19 protein-coding genes and 1 pseudogene are annotated in these 17,761 nt (G+C 38.4%); 4 read left to right on the forward strand and 16 right to left on the reverse strand.

Annotated elements, in window-relative coordinates; translation table 11 throughout:
• Positions 1-74 precede the first annotated feature (74 nt).
• The gene (locus tag O3636_RS02315) at positions 75-428 is read left to right on the forward strand and encodes a helix-turn-helix transcriptional regulator (RefSeq protein WP_001227347.1); all 354 of its coding nucleotides are present in this window, start codon (positions 75-77) and stop codon (positions 426-428) included.
• 59 nt (positions 429-487) lie between these two features.
• Here the strand turns inward: O3636_RS02315 and O3636_RS02320 are convergent, their stop codons facing one another.
• The gene (locus O3636_RS02320) at positions 488-679 is read right to left on the reverse strand and encodes a cysteine-rich KTR domain-containing protein (protein WP_001860868.1); all 192 of its coding nucleotides are present in this window, start codon (positions 677-679) and stop codon (positions 488-490) included.
• 521 nt (positions 680-1,200) lie between these two features.
• On the opposite strand from O3636_RS02320, the gene O3636_RS02325 reads away from it, so the two are divergent.
• The 3 genes from O3636_RS02325 (at position 1,201) to msr(D) (ending at position 4,458) form a co-directional block, all read left to right on the forward strand.
• Positions 1,201-1,371, forward strand: coding sequence for a hypothetical protein (locus O3636_RS02325; protein ID WP_000873143.1), 171 nt, complete (start codon positions 1,201-1,203; stop codon positions 1,369-1,371).
• Positions 1,372-1,756: 385 nt separating this feature from the next.
• The gene (mef(A), locus tag O3636_RS02330) at positions 1,757-2,974 is read left to right on the forward strand and encodes a macrolide efflux MFS transporter Mef(A) (RefSeq protein ID WP_000417519.1); all 1,218 of its coding nucleotides are present in this window, start codon (positions 1,757-1,759) and stop codon (positions 2,972-2,974) included.
• A gap of 20 nt (positions 2,975-2,994) precedes the next feature.
• Positions 2,995-4,458 (forward strand): ABC-F type ribosomal protection protein Msr(D), encoded by a 1,464-nt coding sequence (msr(D), locus tag O3636_RS02335; RefSeq protein WP_000420313.1) that lies wholly within the window; start codon positions 2,995-2,997, stop codon positions 4,456-4,458.
• Between the two features lie 117 nt (positions 4,459-4,575).
• Here the strand turns inward: msr(D) and O3636_RS02340 are convergent, their stop codons facing one another.
• The 15 genes and pseudogenes from O3636_RS02340 to O3636_RS02410 all read right to left on the reverse strand — a co-directional run bounded on the left by O3636_RS02340 (position 4,576) and on the right by O3636_RS02410 (position 17,760).
• On the reverse strand, positions 4,576-4,875 hold the full coding sequence (locus O3636_RS02340; protein ID WP_001072467.1) for a DUF5960 family protein: 300 nt from the start codon (positions 4,873-4,875) through the stop codon (positions 4,576-4,578).
• Entirely contained in the window at positions 4,862-5,230 is a 369-nt protein-coding gene (locus tag O3636_RS02345) for a hypothetical protein (protein WP_000567222.1), read from the reverse strand. Before O3636_RS02345 ends, O3636_RS02340 begins: the two co-directional genes overlap by 14 nt.
• 12 nt (positions 5,231-5,242) lie before the next feature.
• Positions 5,243-5,578, reverse strand: a complete 336-nt coding sequence (locus O3636_RS02350) for a hypothetical protein (protein ID WP_000806926.1) — start codon at positions 5,576-5,578, stop codon at positions 5,243-5,245.
• Positions 5,575-5,820: a hypothetical protein gene (locus O3636_RS02355; RefSeq protein ID WP_001813542.1), complete on the reverse strand. Its 246-nt coding sequence runs from the start codon at positions 5,818-5,820 to the stop codon at positions 5,575-5,577. Before O3636_RS02355 ends, O3636_RS02350 begins: the two co-directional genes overlap by 4 nt.
• Before the next feature lie 363 nt (positions 5,821-6,183).
• Positions 6,184-8,103 (reverse strand): tetracycline resistance ribosomal protection protein Tet(M), encoded by a 1,920-nt coding sequence (tet(M), locus tag O3636_RS02360; RefSeq protein WP_000691745.1) that lies wholly within the window; start codon positions 8,101-8,103, stop codon positions 6,184-6,186.
• A gap of 15 nt (positions 8,104-8,118) precedes the next feature.
• A pseudogene (locus tag O3636_RS02365) lies at positions 8,119-8,166 on the reverse strand (hypothetical protein); the annotation flags it as partial.
• A gap of 313 nt (positions 8,167-8,479) precedes the next feature.
• Positions 8,480-9,415: a conjugal transfer protein gene (locus O3636_RS02370; protein WP_001224320.1), complete on the reverse strand. Its 936-nt coding sequence runs from the start codon at positions 9,413-9,415 to the stop codon at positions 8,480-8,482.
• On the reverse strand, positions 9,412-10,413 hold the full coding sequence (locus O3636_RS02375; protein WP_000769867.1) for a lysozyme family protein: 1,002 nt from the start codon (positions 10,411-10,413) through the stop codon (positions 9,412-9,414). The genes O3636_RS02370 and O3636_RS02375 overlap by 4 nt, the downstream gene beginning before the upstream one ends.
• Entirely contained in the window at positions 10,410-12,587 is a 2,178-nt protein-coding gene (locus tag O3636_RS02380) for a CD3337/EF1877 family mobilome membrane protein (RefSeq protein WP_371641521.1), read from the reverse strand. Before O3636_RS02380 ends, O3636_RS02375 begins: the two co-directional genes overlap by 4 nt.
• A 2-nt stretch (positions 12,588-12,589) precedes the next feature.
• A complete protein-coding gene (locus O3636_RS02385; RefSeq protein ID WP_000331160.1) occupies positions 12,590-15,037 on the reverse strand; it encodes an ATP-binding protein in 2,448 nt (815 codons plus the stop codon).
• Positions 15,021-15,413 carry a conjugal transfer protein gene (locus tag O3636_RS02390; RefSeq protein WP_000723888.1) on the reverse strand — a complete coding sequence of 131 codons (393 nt, stop codon included), beginning with the start codon at positions 15,411-15,413 and terminating at the stop codon, positions 15,021-15,023. The genes O3636_RS02385 and O3636_RS02390 overlap by 17 nt, the downstream gene beginning before the upstream one ends.
• A gap of 88 nt (positions 15,414-15,501) precedes the next feature.
• Positions 15,502-15,999, reverse strand: coding sequence for an antirestriction protein ArdA (locus tag O3636_RS02395; protein WP_000342539.1), 498 nt, complete (start codon positions 15,997-15,999; stop codon positions 15,502-15,504).
• Positions 16,000-16,115: 116 nt separating this feature from the next.
• Entirely contained in the window at positions 16,116-16,337 is a 222-nt protein-coding gene (locus O3636_RS02400; protein ID WP_001009056.1) for a hypothetical protein, read from the reverse strand.
• Positions 16,338-16,379: 42 nt separating this feature from the next.
• On the reverse strand, positions 16,380-17,585 hold the full coding sequence (mobT, locus tag O3636_RS02405; protein WP_000398284.1) for a MobT family relaxase: 1,206 nt from the start codon (positions 17,583-17,585) through the stop codon (positions 16,380-16,382).
• A 22-nt stretch (positions 17,586-17,607) separates the two neighbouring features.
• On the reverse strand, positions 17,608-17,760 hold the full coding sequence (locus tag O3636_RS02410) for a hypothetical protein (RefSeq protein WP_000879507.1): 153 nt from the start codon (positions 17,758-17,760) through the stop codon (positions 17,608-17,610).
• Position 17,761 lies beyond the last annotated feature (1 nt).

The following is a 17,761-nucleotide window of genomic DNA, read 5'->3' on the forward strand; positions in this document are numbered from 1 at the left end:
AAACCATATAACACGTTTTTCTATACCTGTTTTTAATTCAGTAGGAACAATAAAATGTATAGAGGTGGTCTACTATGCGTAAAAAAGAAGATAAATATGATTTTAGAGCCTTTGGTTTAGCCATTAAAGAAGCTCGATTGAAACGAGGTTTAACTCGTGAACAAGTGGGAGCATTGATTGAAATTGACCCACGGTACTTAACTAATATTGAAAATAAAGGGCAACACCCCAGCATACAAGTTCTTTATGACCTTGTATCGTTACTTCATGTTTCCGTTGATGAATTTTTCTTACCTGCTAATAACTTGGTAAAAAGCACCCGACGATTACAGATAGAGAAATACATGGATAGCTTTACAGACAAAGAACTATCCTTAATGGAATCTTTAGCCAGCGGTATCAACGAAGCAAGAAACATCGAAGACTAATTAAAAGAATCCATACATAACGGAAAGAGCCGATAAAATGAGATTGTATTAATCTCATTTTATCGGCTCTGCGTCTTTGCGTCTGGCTCTGTAATCACAGTTACTTTGAACTGCTTTATTTCAATTAAATTTTCTTGTCTGCATTTCGGACAATAGAGGGGGAATTTTTTTAATTCAGTATCTTCCCTTATCTTTAATCGTGTTTTATTTCCACATACAGGACATGTTGAGGCGGTAAGTTTGCTAGTCAAGGAGTAAAACGACGAAGATTAGCATTTACTTCCGCCCATGCGATAGCTGTCCGTGATTGACAAGTGCTAGCACGCAGACAGAACGGAGATAGCGAACCGCTGAGTGTGTCGCTCTGCTCGTAAAAGCTTAGAAACCTTTGAACGAAAGGGATAATGAAAGCCTTGATTGCAAGGCTTTTTGCTTTATGGTGGGTAAGTATCAGAGTGAGAAAATTTTTGGAATGAGTAGAAGTGATAGCTAGAAATTATCAGTTTCTATTTCCATTTACCCTGTGGGTACGTGTTTGTTTCCATTGACAAGGAGTTTGTGGGAATAGAAATGTACCCACCTTGTTTGAATCAAGTGAAGTGTAGTTGAAGGAAATCTGTTGAAAGCAATACTTCATTTTACCGAATAAGTAATAATTTAGGCAACTTCAAATCGATTAAAAAAAACTATTTTAAAGGTTAAGAGTAGACAAAAATTGTCCACTCTTTTTTGCAAACTCAATTTATCAATAAATGAAATGAGGGAATGTAAAATGAAATATTTTGAGGTTGAGTTAGAAAATCCTGATGAATTTTTAAAACTACAAACAGAAGATTTTGTGAAAGCTAATCGCTTGCTACTAAGGAAGATAATCCAGAGCGTTACAGTCTATGAAGAAAACTTCGTCATATCCTTTAAATCTGGCATCGAATTGGAAGTATGAGTCTCATTCCATAACTTTTATATTGAACAAATCATCTTGTTGTGTTATACTATAAATTGATATAAACAAAGATGTAGGAGGAACCGAAACTATGACAGCCTCAATGCGTTTAAGATAAGCTGGCAATAAAAAAAGCAGAATCTATACCCGATGATAGGCTTTTTTGTTGTGCTTATTTATACGATATTGAGCATTCATTAGTTACGGTGAGGATATTGGTTATTTAACTATACCTTTATTTAACTATGTCTTTAATATGAATGTTTCCAAATTGTATGTATGCAGACCAAAAGCCACATTGTGGGGTTTGGCCTGCATTTTTTATTGCCTAGAATGCTATTCAAAATAGAAATTCAAGCAAAATAATATGCAGGAGATAATATAAATGGAAAAATACAACAATTGGAAACGAAAATTTTATGCAATATGGGCAGGGCAAGCAGTATCATTAATCACTAGTGCCATCCTGCAAATGGCGATTATTTTTTACCTTACAGAAAAAACAGGATCTGCGATGGTCTTGTCTATGGCTTCATTAGTAGGTTTTTTACCCTATGCGATTTTGGGACCTGCCATTGGTGTGCTAGTGGATCGTCATGATAGGAAGAAGATAATGATTGGTGCCGATTTAATTATCGCAGCAGCTGGTGCAGTGCTTGCTATTGTTGCATTCTGTATGGAGCTACCTGTCTGGATGATTATGATAGTATTGTTTATCCGTAGCATTGGAACAGCTTTTCATACCCCAGCACTCAATGCGGTTACACCACTTTTAGTACCAGAAGAACAGCTAACGAAATGCGCAGGCTATAGTCAGTCTTTGCAGTCTATAAGCTATATTGTTAGTCCGGCAGTTGCAGCACTCTTATACTCCGTTTGGGATTTAAATGCTATTATTGCCATCGACGTATTGGGTGCTGTGATTGCATCTATTACGGTAGCAATTGTACGTATACCTAAGCTGGGTAATCAAGTGCAAAGTTTAGAACCAAATTTCATAAGGGAGATGAAAGAAGGAGTTGTGGTTCTGAGACAAAACAAAGGATTGTTTGCCTTATTACTCTTAGGAACACTATATACTTTTGTTTATATGCCAATCAATGCACTATTTCCTTTAATAAGCATGGAACACTTTAATGGAACGCCTGTGCATATTTCTATTACGGAAATTTCCTTTGCATTTGGGATGCTAGCAGGAGGCTTATTATTAGGAAGATTAGGGGGCTTCGAAAAGCATGTATTACTAATAACAAGTTCATTTTTTATAATGGGGACCAGTTTAGCCGTTTCGGGAATACTTCCTCCAAATGGATTTGTAATATTCGTAGTTTGCTGTGCAATAATGGGGCTTTCGGTGCCATTTTATAGCGGTGTGCAAACAGCTCTTTTTCAGGAGAAAATTAAGCCTGAATATTTAGGACGTGTATTTTCTTTGATCGGAAGTATCATGTCACTTGCTATGCCAATTGGGTTAATTCTTTCTGGATTCTTTGCTGATAAAATCGGTGTAAATCATTGGTTTTTACTATCAGGTATTTTAATTATTGGCATTGCTATAGTTTGCCAAATGATAACTGAGGTTAGAAAATTAGATTTAAAATAAACAATATTGGAGGAAATGTTATGGAATTAATATTAAAAGCAAAAGACATTCGTGTGGAATTCAAAGGACGCGATGTTTTAGATATAAATGAATTAGAAGTATATGATTATGACCGTATTGGTTTAGTAGGAGCAAATGGTGCTGGAAAAAGCACTTTACTCAGGGTACTTTTAGGAGAATTAACTCCCCCAGGATGTAAAATGAATCGTCTGGGTGAACTTGCCTATATTCCCCAGTTGGACGAAGTAACTCTGCAGGAGGAAAAAGATTTTGCACTTGTAGGCAAGCTAGGTGTTGAGCAATTAAATATACAGACTATGAGCGGTGGTGAAGAAACAAGGCTTAAAATAGCACAGGCCTTATCGGCACAGGTTCATGGTATTTTAGCGGATGAACCTACGAGCCATTTAGACCGTGAAGGAATTGATTTTCTAATAGGACAGCTAAAATATTTTACAGGTGCACTGTTAGTTATTAGCCATGACCGCTATTTTCTTGATGAAATAGTAGATAAAATATGGGAACTGAAAGATGGCAAAATCACTGAGTATTGGGGAAACTATTCTGATTATCTTCGTCAGAAAGAGGAAGAACGTAAGAGCCAAGCTGCAGAATACGAACAATTTATTGCGGAACGTGCCCGATTGGAAAGGGCTGCGGAGGAAAAGCGAAAACAGGCTCGTAAAATAGAACAGAAGGCAAAAGGTTCTTCAAAGAAAAAAAGTACTGAAGACGGAGGGCGTTTAGCTCATCAAAAATCAATAGGAAGTAAGGAAAAAAAGATGTATAATGCTGCTAAAACCCTAGAGCACAGGATTGCGGCCTTAGGAAAAGTAGAAGCTCCGGAAGGCATTCGCAGAATTCGTTTCAGGCAAAGTAAAGCATTGGAGCTCCATAATCCATACCCTATAGTCGGTGCAGAAATTAATAAAGTATTTGGGGATAAGGCTCTGTTTGAAAATGCATCTTTTCAAATTCCGTTAGGAGCAAAAGTGGCGTTAACTGGTGGTAATGGAATCGGAAAAACAACTTTAATCCAAATGATCTTAAACCATGAAGAAGGAATTTCTATTTCGCCTAAGGCAAAAATAGGTTACTTTGCACAGAATGGTTACAAGTACAACAGTAATCAGAATGTTATGGAGTTTATGCAGAAGGATTGTGACTACAATATATCAGAAATTCGTTCAGTGCTAGCATCTATGGGGTTCAAACAGAACGATATTGGAAAAAGTTTATCTGTTTTAAGCGGTGGAGAAATTATAAAATTGTTGCTTGCTAAAATGCTCATGGGTAGATATAACATCCTAATAATGGATGAACCCAGTAACTTCCTTGACATACCAAGTTTAGAGGCTTTGGAAATACTAATGAAGGAGTACACCGGAACTATCGTGTTTATCACCCACGATAAACGATTACTCGAAAATGTAGCAGATGTAGTTTATGAAATTAGAGATAAGAAAATAAATCTGAAACATTAAATTTAAGGTAGTCGCTGGTCAGTATAGTCTGTTCTGGTTGGCGACTCCATTGTTAAAGAGTATAAAGACTTTAGATTTTATGAATATTAAAAATAGGAACAGTCAATTGAACTGCTCCTATTTTTCTGCTAAATATATTGTAGTTTTCTTATATGTATAATGATAGATTAGCGGATTCTCATCTACGGTACTTACTTCAAATATGAAGAAGTGATCGCGGTTATCTCTGGACTTTTCCTTATTGAGGACAAAGTAATTCTTACGTGAAGTCGCCATTGTTTTTAGGATATCATCAGTTAGGAAGGTCAATGGAATATTCATGTTAGAGTAGCGGTAGAAGTCACGTTCAAAATCTTGGTAGCTCTCGCTATAATAGTCCATTTGTAGGTGATTACGCTGAAACTCAAGCTGATTCATAGAGCACCTCCTCGACAAGTTCAATACTAATAATGTCTTTTAATTTCAAATTGATGTGACCTGTTGTAGTTTTTATCAAAATGAAATCTTTGGTCAGACTTGGTATTGTTCCAGTGTAGGAAACACGCTTGTTTTTTTCAATCACTTGAATGCGTGTGCGTAGCTGCCCGGCGTATACTTGACTGAGGAGTAATAATTTCTTCTCTAGTGATAAGTCAGACATGTACGTTACTTTGTTTGTATCATCAGAGAGTGCTGATGCATGTTCAGATAGGAAAAAGCCCATCCATTTTTGCATCTTTGTATCCTGGTACTCTCTTGCTGATTGAAATGGTAAATATGAACGGTCAATCATATCAAATCCTTTCTATGCAGAGGCAAGGGTATTTTTATCAAATTGAATCGTAAAACCTTGAATTCCCCCACCTGTGTAACATTCTTTAAAGCGATTGATTACCTCAGTATAGATTATCACAGATGAGCTTGTTGGCTTAATGCTAAATGTAAATTCCAATGGTAATCGGTTTTCAGATTTAGCATGTACTAGTCGTATCGATATTTCAGTTGTTTTGAGTTTTCTCTGACGAAGTTTTGAAGTTGCTGTTTCAACGATTCCATGTAAAAATCTTTCAAGCATTTCAATATCATTACATCCTTTGCTACGGATTTCTGAAAATTGTACTGTATTTTTTTCTTGTTTCATTTTAATCCCTCCAATCCACCCGCGGAATGACCACCGATAAGTTTACTGCGTTCAATATTTCTGGAACCTTCAGTTAGGACGGTTCCTTTTTGTATGGCTAAAAAACCAAACTGTTCTCTGACAACATCAATAGCTGTCTGAAGTCTATTATCTTTTTCAATTTGTTCTACATCATCAAAGAGTGATAGTAGAGTATAGCTTTCATCTACGAAGCCACTATAAGATACACCAATTTGTCTCACTGCACCAGAGGTGTATTTTTTCGGAATAATACAAGTACATGACTCACCATTGTTTTGGGGAGATTTGCGGGTTCAATTTTATTCTGAGCATTTATAGATTTTTTCATCTCAGTCCTAGAATAGCCAATATGAATAGAAACGACAGTAGTCAATACTAGGGCTACTGTTCCGTTCCACAGTATCATTTAAAAATCATTTTCACACCCTTTCGTCTATTAGTATAGAAGAAAGCTCTCAGCACACAATATCCACTTGTAGTTTATAATAACTATCTCCTCCTTTACACTTTAATTCAAATCTTTATTAAAAAATATTTCATCTTATTTAACAAGAAACCATATTTATATAACAACATAAAATACACTAAGTTATTTTATTGAACATATATCGTACTTTATCTATCCGACTATTTGGACGACGGGGCTGGCAAACAGGTTCACCGGTAGTAACATGGTACCCTTTTAACTCTGTTAAACAAACACTACGTCCATTTGTAAAGAAAGTTAAATCACTACGATATTCTTGAATACACCGAGCAGGGATTTCTCCACTAAGAATGACCTCATTATTTTTCAATTGAGTGTCTACGATGTTCGCACAATATTTAGGAGCATCGGTGTATGCTCGTGAAAGATATTCCTGTGGCGCATAAATTTTAAAACTAAGATATGGCTCTAACAATTCTGTTCCAGCTTTTTTTAAGACTTGTTCCAATACAATAGGAGCAAGCATCCGAAAATCTGCTGGGGTACTAACAGGGCTATAGTATAAACCGTACTTAAAACAGATTTTACAGTCCGTCACATTCCAACCATACAATCCTTGTTCACAGCCATAGCGTATCCCTTCCATAACTGCATTTTGAAATGATTGATTTAAGTATCCAAGAGAAACCGAGCTCTCATACTGCATTCCACTTCCCAACGGAAGCGGTGATACAGATAAACCAATGGAAGCCCAGAAAGGATTCGGTGGAACTTCGATGTGAATGGTATACTCTGCTTTTTTTAACGGTCTTTCCATATAAATGACTGTAGGCTCTTTTATTTCTATCTCCACATGATACTTTTCTTGCAGCAGAGCACAAGTCACTTCCATTTGTACTTTCCCTAAGAAAGAAAGTATGATTTCATGTGTCGCAGAATCCACATAATATCGCAGAAGCGGGTCACTGTCGGAGATTTCTAAAAGTGCATCAAGTAACATTTCCCTTTGTTGAGGTTTGCTCGGTTCAACAGTCGTTTGCAGCAGAGGGAGGGGATTTTCAATTCTCTCTCTCTGTGGCAATAGCTTTGTATCTCCAAGAACACTATTTAACTTCAAAAACTCATTCTGCAAAATAACAATTTCCCCGGAATAAGCCTTATCGATTTTACATAATTCACCATTTATTGAAGTATACATTTCTGTAATTTTTATTTTTTCCTTTTCCGATATTCTAACCGAATCTCGCAAATGCAGTACGCCACTATAAAGACGTATATATGCAAGACGCTGTCTTTTTTCCGAATACTCAATTTTGAAAACTTTTCCGCAAAGTTCAGACTGACCTCGATGTGTTGATGAATAAAATTTATTCGTAATCACTTCTATAAGGTTATCAATCCCTATATTGTTTTTTGCACTTCCGTGATAAACAGGGAACAGAGAACAATTCTGAAATCTTATGCTTTCCTCTTGTTCGAGTTCCAATGCTTCTAATGATTTACCGGACATATATTTCTCTAAAAGGTCATCGTTTCCCTCTATTACCGTATCCCATTGTTCAGATTCGGTAAAGTTCGTCACACACATATTAGGATACAGTTCTACCTTCTGTTTGATTACAATTTCGGCAGAAAGTTTCTCTTTAATATCCTGATAAACCGTTGATAAATCAATTCCATTTTGGTCAATCTTATTGATAAAAAAGATTGTGGGAATCCCCATTTTCCTAAGTGCATGAAATAATATACGAGTTTGTGCTTGTACGCCATCTTTTGCAGAAATCAGTAGAATTGCCCCATCTAAAACTGATAATGAACGATATACTTCTGCTAAGAAATCCATATGTCCTGGCGTGTCTATGATGTTCACCTTCGTATTTTCCCACTGAAAAGAGGTTATTCCTGTCTGAATTGTAATTCCTCTCTGACGTTCTAAAAGCGTATTATCCGTCCTCGTTGTACCTTTGTCCACGCTTCCTAATTCTGTAATCGCTCCACTGTTATATAATAAGCTTTCTGTTAAGGTAGTTTTTCCTGCATCAACATGAGCTAAAACTCCAATATTAATAATTTTCATGTGATTTTCCTCCATTCAAAAACCCAAAAGGGCATAAAAATCCCAGTGATAAATACTTTTATCACTGGGATTTTTATGCATAACCATAGGTATACAAAGCATACAGATATTCTCTGGATACTTTAGAATCACATGATAAAGGTATTCTTAAACTGGGTACAAAAAACTAAGCCCTCCTAAAAAAGGACATCCAATTATTTGTTCCCACTATCAAATTGACAGTTTATTTAAGAATACCTTGCCGCATATTTATTAACTCCTTTTAAATAGATACTTAAATTATAGCACGTAAGAGCATATTTGTAAAGGAATCTCCAATTTTTTATCAAAGAGAGTACGTGATTACAAAATAGCTGTAATAATGTACCAATATTTGTTATTCTATAATCTTCCAATTACTCCCGTTCTTTTCAAGTACCAAATCAAATTGAGATACCTGCGTTGCTTTGGTCTGCTGGTCGATATACTCCACTGTCAGCGATACCGTGACTTGATTATCCTTACGATTGTGAATAGGATTTACCAGTTCTTGAAAGATGTACTCTTTTCCGATTGGTTTTAATATCCCGTCATTCACATAGTAGGAAAGTTCACTGGCTGTCGCTGTAGGATAGAGCTTGAAGAACGTCGTTAAAAACTCATTGATTTCATTGGTTGTAATGGAATCAACCGTCCCCTCACTTTCAATGGCTTTTGGTTTATAACTTGATTTCTTAGGTATGTTGGTAATGGTCGGATTCTTAACCAGTACCATATTTCCAGAACCATCTACATAGACACTCACTATATAAGCAGAGTGGACGGTCTTTGTATTTTCTCCCTCTGTAATGAGCTGGTCTACACTGTAGGTTACATTAAACTCATTGTCGCCAGTTGGCTCTACCGTCCATATCTGAAATCCTCTTACAGAAGACGATACAGGAATATCTTTGCGTACTGTATCAACATTGAGAGCTTGAAGTTCATCTGTCAGATAGCCTTTTAGACTTTCCATTCGATTATCAATGGACTTATCGGATTGCTCCCATGAATAGTAGACTTTCGCAAAGTTCTCTACAAAATTTTCTACATGATGAGTATCAACGTATTCCTTTTCTATGATAGTTGTTTCGTGAATAGTATGAGTATCTATAGCTGTAAAGTGCTTGAATATCGCAAAGCTGAAACTAAGCCCTAAAAGTACCCACAAGGCAATCACAACCTTTTTATGAGGATTGACCTTATAGTAGACACGAGGTTTCTTTTCCTTTGGTATCTGTTTTTCTTTATTCTGATTTTTTCTAAATTTCATCATTAAATCTTCCTTTCTCATTGTTTGATTCGTCCTGCTCCCACTAAATGCTGTTGCCAGTAGGGGCTTGTTAAGTCGGCATAACCGATTGGGTCGCCTGCATGAAACATACGGTTATTGCCAAGGTATATCCCAACATGAGTAATATAAGAGCCAGCGTTATAGGTAGAATGAAAGAAAACCAAATCGCCAGCTTGTGCTTCCGATAGTGGGATATGCTGGGTCACATCATATTGCTGTTGTGCGGTTCGTGGTAAGTTAATTCCAGCTTTTCCATACGTCCATTGTGTCAGTCCGCTACAATCAAAAGAAGTAGTCGGGGAAGCTCCACCGTAAATGTATCGCCAGCCCTCATATTTCAGTGCTTCGTCCATGATGGCTTGTACCGTATCATCATCAAACTCTGTTGTGACAAGATACTGCGTTACCAGTTGCACATAAAACATATTGCCATAGTTGTATCGCCAGCCCCCATTGATAGGTATGGCTATGGGATTGGGGTAAGACACTTTTTCGCCACCTGAATACTCTTTTGAGAAACTTTGAGCCAGTTCAAAGGTATATTTATTTCCACGATTAGCCACATACCCTAAGAAACCACCACCATAATTGTAGGACTGGATAACCGATTCTAAATCTACACTGAGCCTTTCGCTACTGGCTAATAATTCACTGAAATACTTCACACCTTGCTTAATGGATTCTTCTGTACTCAATGAATTAGGTGGAAGACCGAGGGATTCCGAGGACTGCATAACATCTTCCGCAGTACCGCCCGATTCCACCTGTATAATCGCAAGAAGTATGTTGACATATTCTTCAACGCCATATTCTTTGGCATATTTTTCTACCATAGGCTTATGAGCCAGCACTTCTGCGGAAACATTCACACCTCCATAATGAATATTGGAAATTCCGCTGTCCTGTTCATCTGAAAATAAAATGGCAACAAACAGAAGCAGTGAGAAGACCATCAAGAATAATCCAGAACCACCAATCACTAAAGTTTTCAACTTCATGGTTTCTTACCGACTTTCTTAATGGTGGCGGTTTTGATTGGTGGTCTACTTCTTGTATTTTGTAGTGGTACTCTTTGAACAGTAGACGGACGTTCTTTTGTGATTGGACGTTGTGAAGTTCTATCTGCTGTAGTGGTTGAAGTTGCTGGCTTTTGAACGGTTTTTTCTTGAACGGTATTGCCTTGGCGTTCCACTTTTGGACTTGAAAAATCGGACTTAACTGCTGGACGCTCTTGTTTGGCTTGTTGAGATTCCTTATATGAAGTCTGAATATTAGACTGTTTTGAGGTCTGTTCATCATGATATTGTTCTTGTCTTGTAGTCGGTCTTTCATGAACAGAAGAAGCAGGCTGTTTTTTCTGTTTGACCTGTTCCATTTCAGAGCGACGCTTCGCAATGGTTTTTCGCCTTTGTTCCTGCTGTTCCTTGCGTCCACTGGCTCTGTCCGCTTTGGTTTGAGAAATACTACTGGTTAAATCACGGACATTCTCTTTTACTTTGGATTTTCCTTGATATACTGCATATCTTGCATTGGTCGGCAAATCTTTAACCTGTTCTTTCAAACCACTAGCAGTGTCTACCATTCTGTCTTTGGTATCAGCTACTGTACCGATGGTTTGACCGATACGTTTTCCAAGTGTTGATTTTTCCTTTCCGTCTGGTCGGGAGTGATCTGCTTGTGTCCTTGCAGAACTCCCCGAACCCGACTGTCCTTTTTTACCTGTAACAATGGCAGACCCAGCCCCTAGAGTAGTCATGGAACGTCCAAGTTTCCGCTGTAGACGGTGCATGTGAGCGTGCATAAGCATACGAGGTTTTCTCATCACACGACTTCCCACACTTTGAGAATCGTTACTCTGTAGAGAAAACATACTCATTAAATCGCCCAGCTTGAAGTAGATTCCTGCAAAGGTCACAATCTGTAGAAAAGCAATCAAAAAGAACGGATAACCAGCCGATAAGGTATAGAGCATGGTTGAAATACTAAATGCTGTCGTAATAATCAATGTGATTCCAACTCGTGTCAAAATGGTATTAAAGAGCTTTGTTATGGCTCGTTTTGACATACCATCAAATGATGGAATCATGCTTAAAATAAAGCTCACAGGCAGAAACATAGCATAGATGATAAAAAGTACCTGCGAGAAAATCATGATTCCTGTTAATAGGAATACAAATATGGAAATCCCAATATTGAAGACAAATAGGAAGAAGACTGTACCTAAACGGTTAATGGTCTTTGTAATGGTTAGATTGGTATTGCTTCTGTCTTCAATTTCTTCCGCAACAATTTTTTCTCTGTCTTCGCCATTGTTGGAATCTGGGCTGGTGGAGAGCAGGCTTTCCACACGGTCAATACCGATACTTTCAATGTCTGAACTGTTGTATTGAAGCAGTAGCCACGGTTGCTGAACCTGTATGGAAAACAGGCTATCTCTGATTAAGTCCACTCTGTCCTTGCCTTGACTATCGGAATGGGGCATGACAATCTTCGTGCCAAGTGATAAACTGGCATTACTGATGTCTGATGAAAAGTCATTGATTTTTTTAATGTAGTCGGGAGCGTAGGCAATAAAGGAAGCCGATAGGATAAACACCAGCACAAAATTCATAATGGCATGAATTGCCTTTGTGGTTTCTCTCTTTATCAGTCCCGTATAGGCAACATAAACCCCAAGAACCAAAATCAAGAGTAAGAGGAATCCAACATAGAAACCCTCTGTTGAAAATCCGTTTGCACTCACACCAGCTAAGGTCTGCATATTCTTACCAATGGAATCTGCTGTAGCGGAAATGAAGTCTAAGGAATAGGCTTCCTGTACTAAGTAACCTGTCGCATTGGAAACATACAAACTGATTGTCCAAATAAAATTGGTAATGGCATATAGTCCATACATGACCTGTTTTCCAATCCCGTCCGACCAGTTCCACGGAAGCCAGCCCCAGCTATTATCCACATAAAAATCCAGTTGATAGTTTTCAAGTGGGTATCGGCTGTATTCATTTGCCACATTGACCGTATCATCTACCAAGCCCGCAGCTTGAACCACCGTTCCCAGCATGGCTAAAAGAAAAATGGCAATCACAAGTGTGAAAGCCACTGTCATTGCCACTTTACCTAGACGTTTCAGCGTCCAGTTTGATTTTATTCTGTTTACTATTGATGGTTTCACATTTACACCTCTTTTCGCACAGGTGGTCTGGTATCAAAGGCATGGAGCAGTTCTTCAAATACAGGGTGGAACTGTATCACACCGACACGACCATATAAATCACTGATAAGGCATTGCCCGTTTTCCAAATCACGCAATCGCTTCTGATTGTTTTCGTCCTCTGGGTCTACACCAAAAAAGGCTAAGGTCTTTTTAATCTCGTTAAGGTCAGTGGAACGAAATGCAAATTTTAAGCCGAGGTTATTTTTCAGTTTTTCATCTAAGAGGTCGTCTGTATTTTGGGTCACGAAATATACCCCAGCGTTCATAGCACGACCAGCCCGAACCAGCTTCATAGATAGTGTTTTTCCTTGTGCTACCTGTAAAAAGCTCCATGCTTCGTCTAAATCTACAATCTTGAAAATGCTTCGGTCTGTATGGATAAAGTCTAAAGCAAAGGTACTAATGACAATCAGCATAGCAACGGATAAAAGCTCCATAGTGGTATATTCCTCAAAGGAAGTTTCCTTGTCGGGAAGTACCAAGTCCGCAACCTGTATAATGTTCAGTTGTTTTTCTAAGCTGATAGACTGCTCCACATAACCATTACTGAATAATAAATGTGCAAAGTCATAGTCTGTAAAACTTTCGATATGGTCGGCTATACTGGTACTTAGTGGCGTATTCTCAACCCGTAATTCCTCAATCACTTTCATCAACCCTCGTACTTCACTATTGGTTACTGCACGAATGGCTTTTCTAAGGATTGGGAAGCGTTCCCCATCACGAGAGGAAATCCCCGTAAGGAATGTCAGAATATCAATAGCCAGTGATTCAGAATCTTTGGGATTTTTCATAATCACATAAGGGTCAAGTAAGCCTTTGTTTTTCTCATCAGAAGTCAGAGTGACGATATTGATTTCATGGGAAATCTCTGGCAAGGTTTCTTTCCATCTGCCACGTTCTGCTTTTGGGTCTACAATCACTGCTTGTGCCCCATAAAGCACCGCATAATAGACGATAAGGTTATTCGCAAAGGATTTACCACCACCCAGCGAACCAACAAAAGCCGACGCTAACGCATTGGTTACTGAACCCTTAACCCCTTGACTGGCAAGAGCAGGTTTCAGATAGACATTGCGTCCAGTATCTAAGCTGTAGCCAACATAAATCCCCTCATTTTCCCCCAGCATTTGAGTAGCACCAAAACCTAAACCAGCGAGGAAATCAGAGGTCACGTATTGAATATAATCATTCATATAACGCTTGCTGGCAGGTAAAAATTCTTCATGTAAGCCGAGCATATCCCCAAATGGTCGTACCAGTTTTACGCTTAAATCGTCATAAAAATCTTTCACTTCATTACAACGACGTTTGAGTTCGTCAAGATCATTTGCTGATACCCTTACCACATAAGACAGCTTGTACATAGATTCCTTGCTTTGGTCTAAATTGGTTTCCAGCTCATTCACACTTTCCAGAGCTTCCGCCACATTGGAGCTGGTTTCATTATCACTTTGCCAAGCGTGGTTATCCAAGTCTTTCAGTTCTTTCTTTTTATTGCGGACAGTAGATAGGGCTTTACGATTCGCTACAATTTCCACATTCATTGACGTATCAATCGGGAATGTAAATTGCTGTTGCTGGTAGTAGAAGATTTCAGAGGACGGGAAGTCCAGTTCTCCGACAATGCTGTTAATGGTAAAGTAAGCTACATAGACGGTTTCATCTTCCTGCTGGATTTTCAAATATCGCTGTTTTTCTTCCACCAAACAGCGAGTAGGCTTAATCAAGTCATAGTATTTAATCAGCGTTTCATTATCCAGCTTTTTCTTTGATAGATGGTACTCATACTCTTCATAGGCAGTGCCTGTCTGTCCGTAAAGGTGTTCAATCAGATAGCCGAAGTCGTCCTTATCTAACCTGCGGATTTTGAAACGACGAGAGATTTTATTTTCTAAGAGCTTTTCCATCTTCTGAAAACGCAGGATTTCATCATTACTCATACTAACAAAATCGCCCATCAGCTTATGGTTCACATCATAGACAAAATCAGACAAAGCATTTTTTGCTTCAACGGTAAGACTTTTCATAGAAAACTCCTGATCGTTGAGAAGCAACTTAAAGCCGATAAAGAAACGGTAGTTCACTTGATTTTCGCCAATCATGGATATTAAAGCGTCTGTCTGTTGGTCGATTTTGTCATAGGCAACCGCTTTGAGCTTGCCAGTGACTTCATTTTTGGAACGCTCTTGTGCAGAACGTATGCTGGATTCTGTACTGATTTGTAAAGCATGAATTTTGCCATCACGATTTTGTGCGATAAGCTGTCTGAAAGAATCATGCACTTGTATTTTCTGTTCTGGACTTAGAAATGAGTAATTGTAAGGAACAAGCTCATAGTAAGCATAACATTCCCCGTCTTTATTCCAGACGAGATTGTTTTCAATGTATTTAATTGGATATGCCATAAAATTCACTCCTAACTGCTGTAATGGCTTCTTGTGGCTGGTTTCTGCCAAGCGTTACTTTTTTTCCTGCATAGGTCAGCTTTGGTCGCAGTGCATAAGCAATGACAGACTTCAAAAATCCATAAGGCTTTTTACCATCAAAAGTTTTTGTAGACATAAACCATGTGAAAGCCACAGGAATCCCAAAGTATTTGAGAAATGCTCCCTCTATCATGGAAAGAGGGGGCAAGTTGCCAAGTATCATCACTGCAAAGAGTGACACGACAAACCATGTCATTTGCGTAAAGGTTATGGGAAACGGAAGTCTAAAATCATTGATAGAATACAGTACCTTTTCCACAGACCAGATACTGGTATAGCTTCGTATTTTCTTCATGTAATCAATCCTTTCATAAAAAATAGGGGTAGCTGATTGAGCCACCCCGTAAAATAGAAAATCTGCCAGTAGTAATGTACCGACAGATTTAATAGACGATTTCAAAAATCCCATGATTGGTTGAGATAAACGTTCCTGAAAGGTCTAAATCCCGACCATAGGCTTGATAATCAATATAGTTTTGAAGACTAGCTGGTACTTCGCCTAAAGCACCCGTTTCTTCAATGTAGTAGCGTGCCACGTCATACATATCATCACAATCGGAATGAATGATAATATCCTCTTGATGTTCGCTTAGTTCTTCAATGCTTGAAAAATGAGTGAGCAGAGCAGATAGCTCCGATTGTAATTCTTCGGGTAATTCCGATACCATTTCCCATAGTCGATTGAGTTCGCCAATGGAAGTGTATTCGTCAACCGTAAAGGGTAACTCGTAGTCATGAATGGCGTATTCCTCATATTCATCATTCAAGCCGATTTTCTCTTTGACTTCCTCAAAGTCAATGGGAAAGGTAAACCACGCACCGACCAATTCGCCCTCATTGTATTTGCCTAAATTCGCAATATAGACTTGCATATCGTCCATATATTCACGTCCTTTCTTTGTAGAGATTCAAAAATCCCTACCGCACTTCGTTTGGTGTACCATTCCTTTGCGGAACATAAGAAAACCACTTATATTCCACAAAAGAACGGTTTTATTTAAGCACCAATAATGCGATTGAATAGCTCTAGTAAAATGTCTTTTACTCCAGCAGCGTTGAAGACTAAGCCAACCGCAATAATCGCAATAATTAAAAAGCCAATCAGTTTGCTAAACTCACGCTTGAAGCCAAGATACAAGCCAATCACAACGATTGCTAAAAGCACCAGTGATTGAGCGTTTGATAGAAACCAGTTATAAAGGTTTTGTCCAAAATTCATAAAAATGTTCTCCTCTCTATATTCAATGAATTTGTATTTGAGTTATTTTTTTGTTGTTATCACGTCCTGTTCTTTTACTGACTGTTGCTTCAAAATCTGCTTGTGTCGGTCTGTCAGTTTCGCATGGTCGAGAATGTCTTTTACAACCTGCGTCTGGTTGATTTCATCAAGTTTAATCGCAACCTTTAAGGTCGGGGCAACTTGATGAGATAGCCAGTTCAGCGTCCTTTGGAAGGAGTAAGGCTCTGGTTTTGTGGTTAGTTTTAATCGTTCACGATTGTTCCCAATAAACCAAGCCCATTCTTCATTCAGTTTCCAATCAGAACGAGGTTTGGAATCGTCTTTATCTACAAAACGGATATACCGATTGATAATTTTAAAGGCGGTATGCTCTGGATTGTCATAGACGAGTAAATCACGGACTGCATAATAGGCACGCTCATTTTTCAATCGAATCTCAAAACGGTTTTTTACTTCTGCGTCTTCAATGGGAATATCATTTTTCTTGTACTGCTCGTAGTCCTTTTCATAGATACAGAAATAAACTTCACTTTGTAATGAACCGATATAGAGGGTGTTTCCCATACATTCCTTTTCCTCTTTGCGTACCAGTTCGCCACTGCGATAGCTTTTAAAACTGCGGAAGACGGAGATACATTCTTCCTGTTGGCACTTTTCAGTGAGTACAGGGATATTCAAAATCCCTGTCTTATCGTTAATGGCAAGGTCAAGGCGTTTCATCACACCGCCAGCCACCAAAACGTCCATAAAGAACTCATACCAGCTTCTTTGTTGTGCCAGAAGATAGCTTTCAAATTGTCTGCACCCACGACCTTTCAATTCCACCAGAACTCCTTTGTCCAGTTCATGGGAGCAAAGGACGAATATGTCGCCTAAAGCATAATGCTCTGAATAAGAATAGAAACCATAGTCCTCATGAAGAAAATAGGACAGTTTCAGTTGTAAGATGTTTTCGACCACCTGCTGTACGTCTGTTGTCGGAAAGCGAATCCTTACATAATCAAACAGCATTTCAAGGGGAGCGTCGGGATTGAAGCGTTCCAGAGCTTCCCAAAGGGACTGCTGTAAATCCTCTGATGGCTTGACTTTTCCTGTTTCAATATCGCTTAGATACTGCCTTGTAATACCAGTCGCAACAGCTAAACGGTTTTGAGATAGTCCATAAGCCAAGCGTTTTTCTTTTAAATGCTGTAACCAAGTTTGTTCATTCAGTAAAAATCCCTCCAATCAAAAAGGCGTATGTCAACTTTTAAAGCCCATTTGACATACGCTGAAATTTTGTAAATCCCTTGTAACCAAAGGATTTTCTAATGTTTTTTTGACTGTTTCCTGTCGATTTGTACCCCCCTGTTAGATACGGGGGGTTAAGTGCTGGCGTGGCTATTGCCACACCAGCCAGCAAG

It is taken from the genome of Streptococcus sp. 27098_8_76 (assembly GCF_041432315.1).
Lineage (GTDB): Bacteria > Bacillota > Bacilli > Lactobacillales > Streptococcaceae > Streptococcus.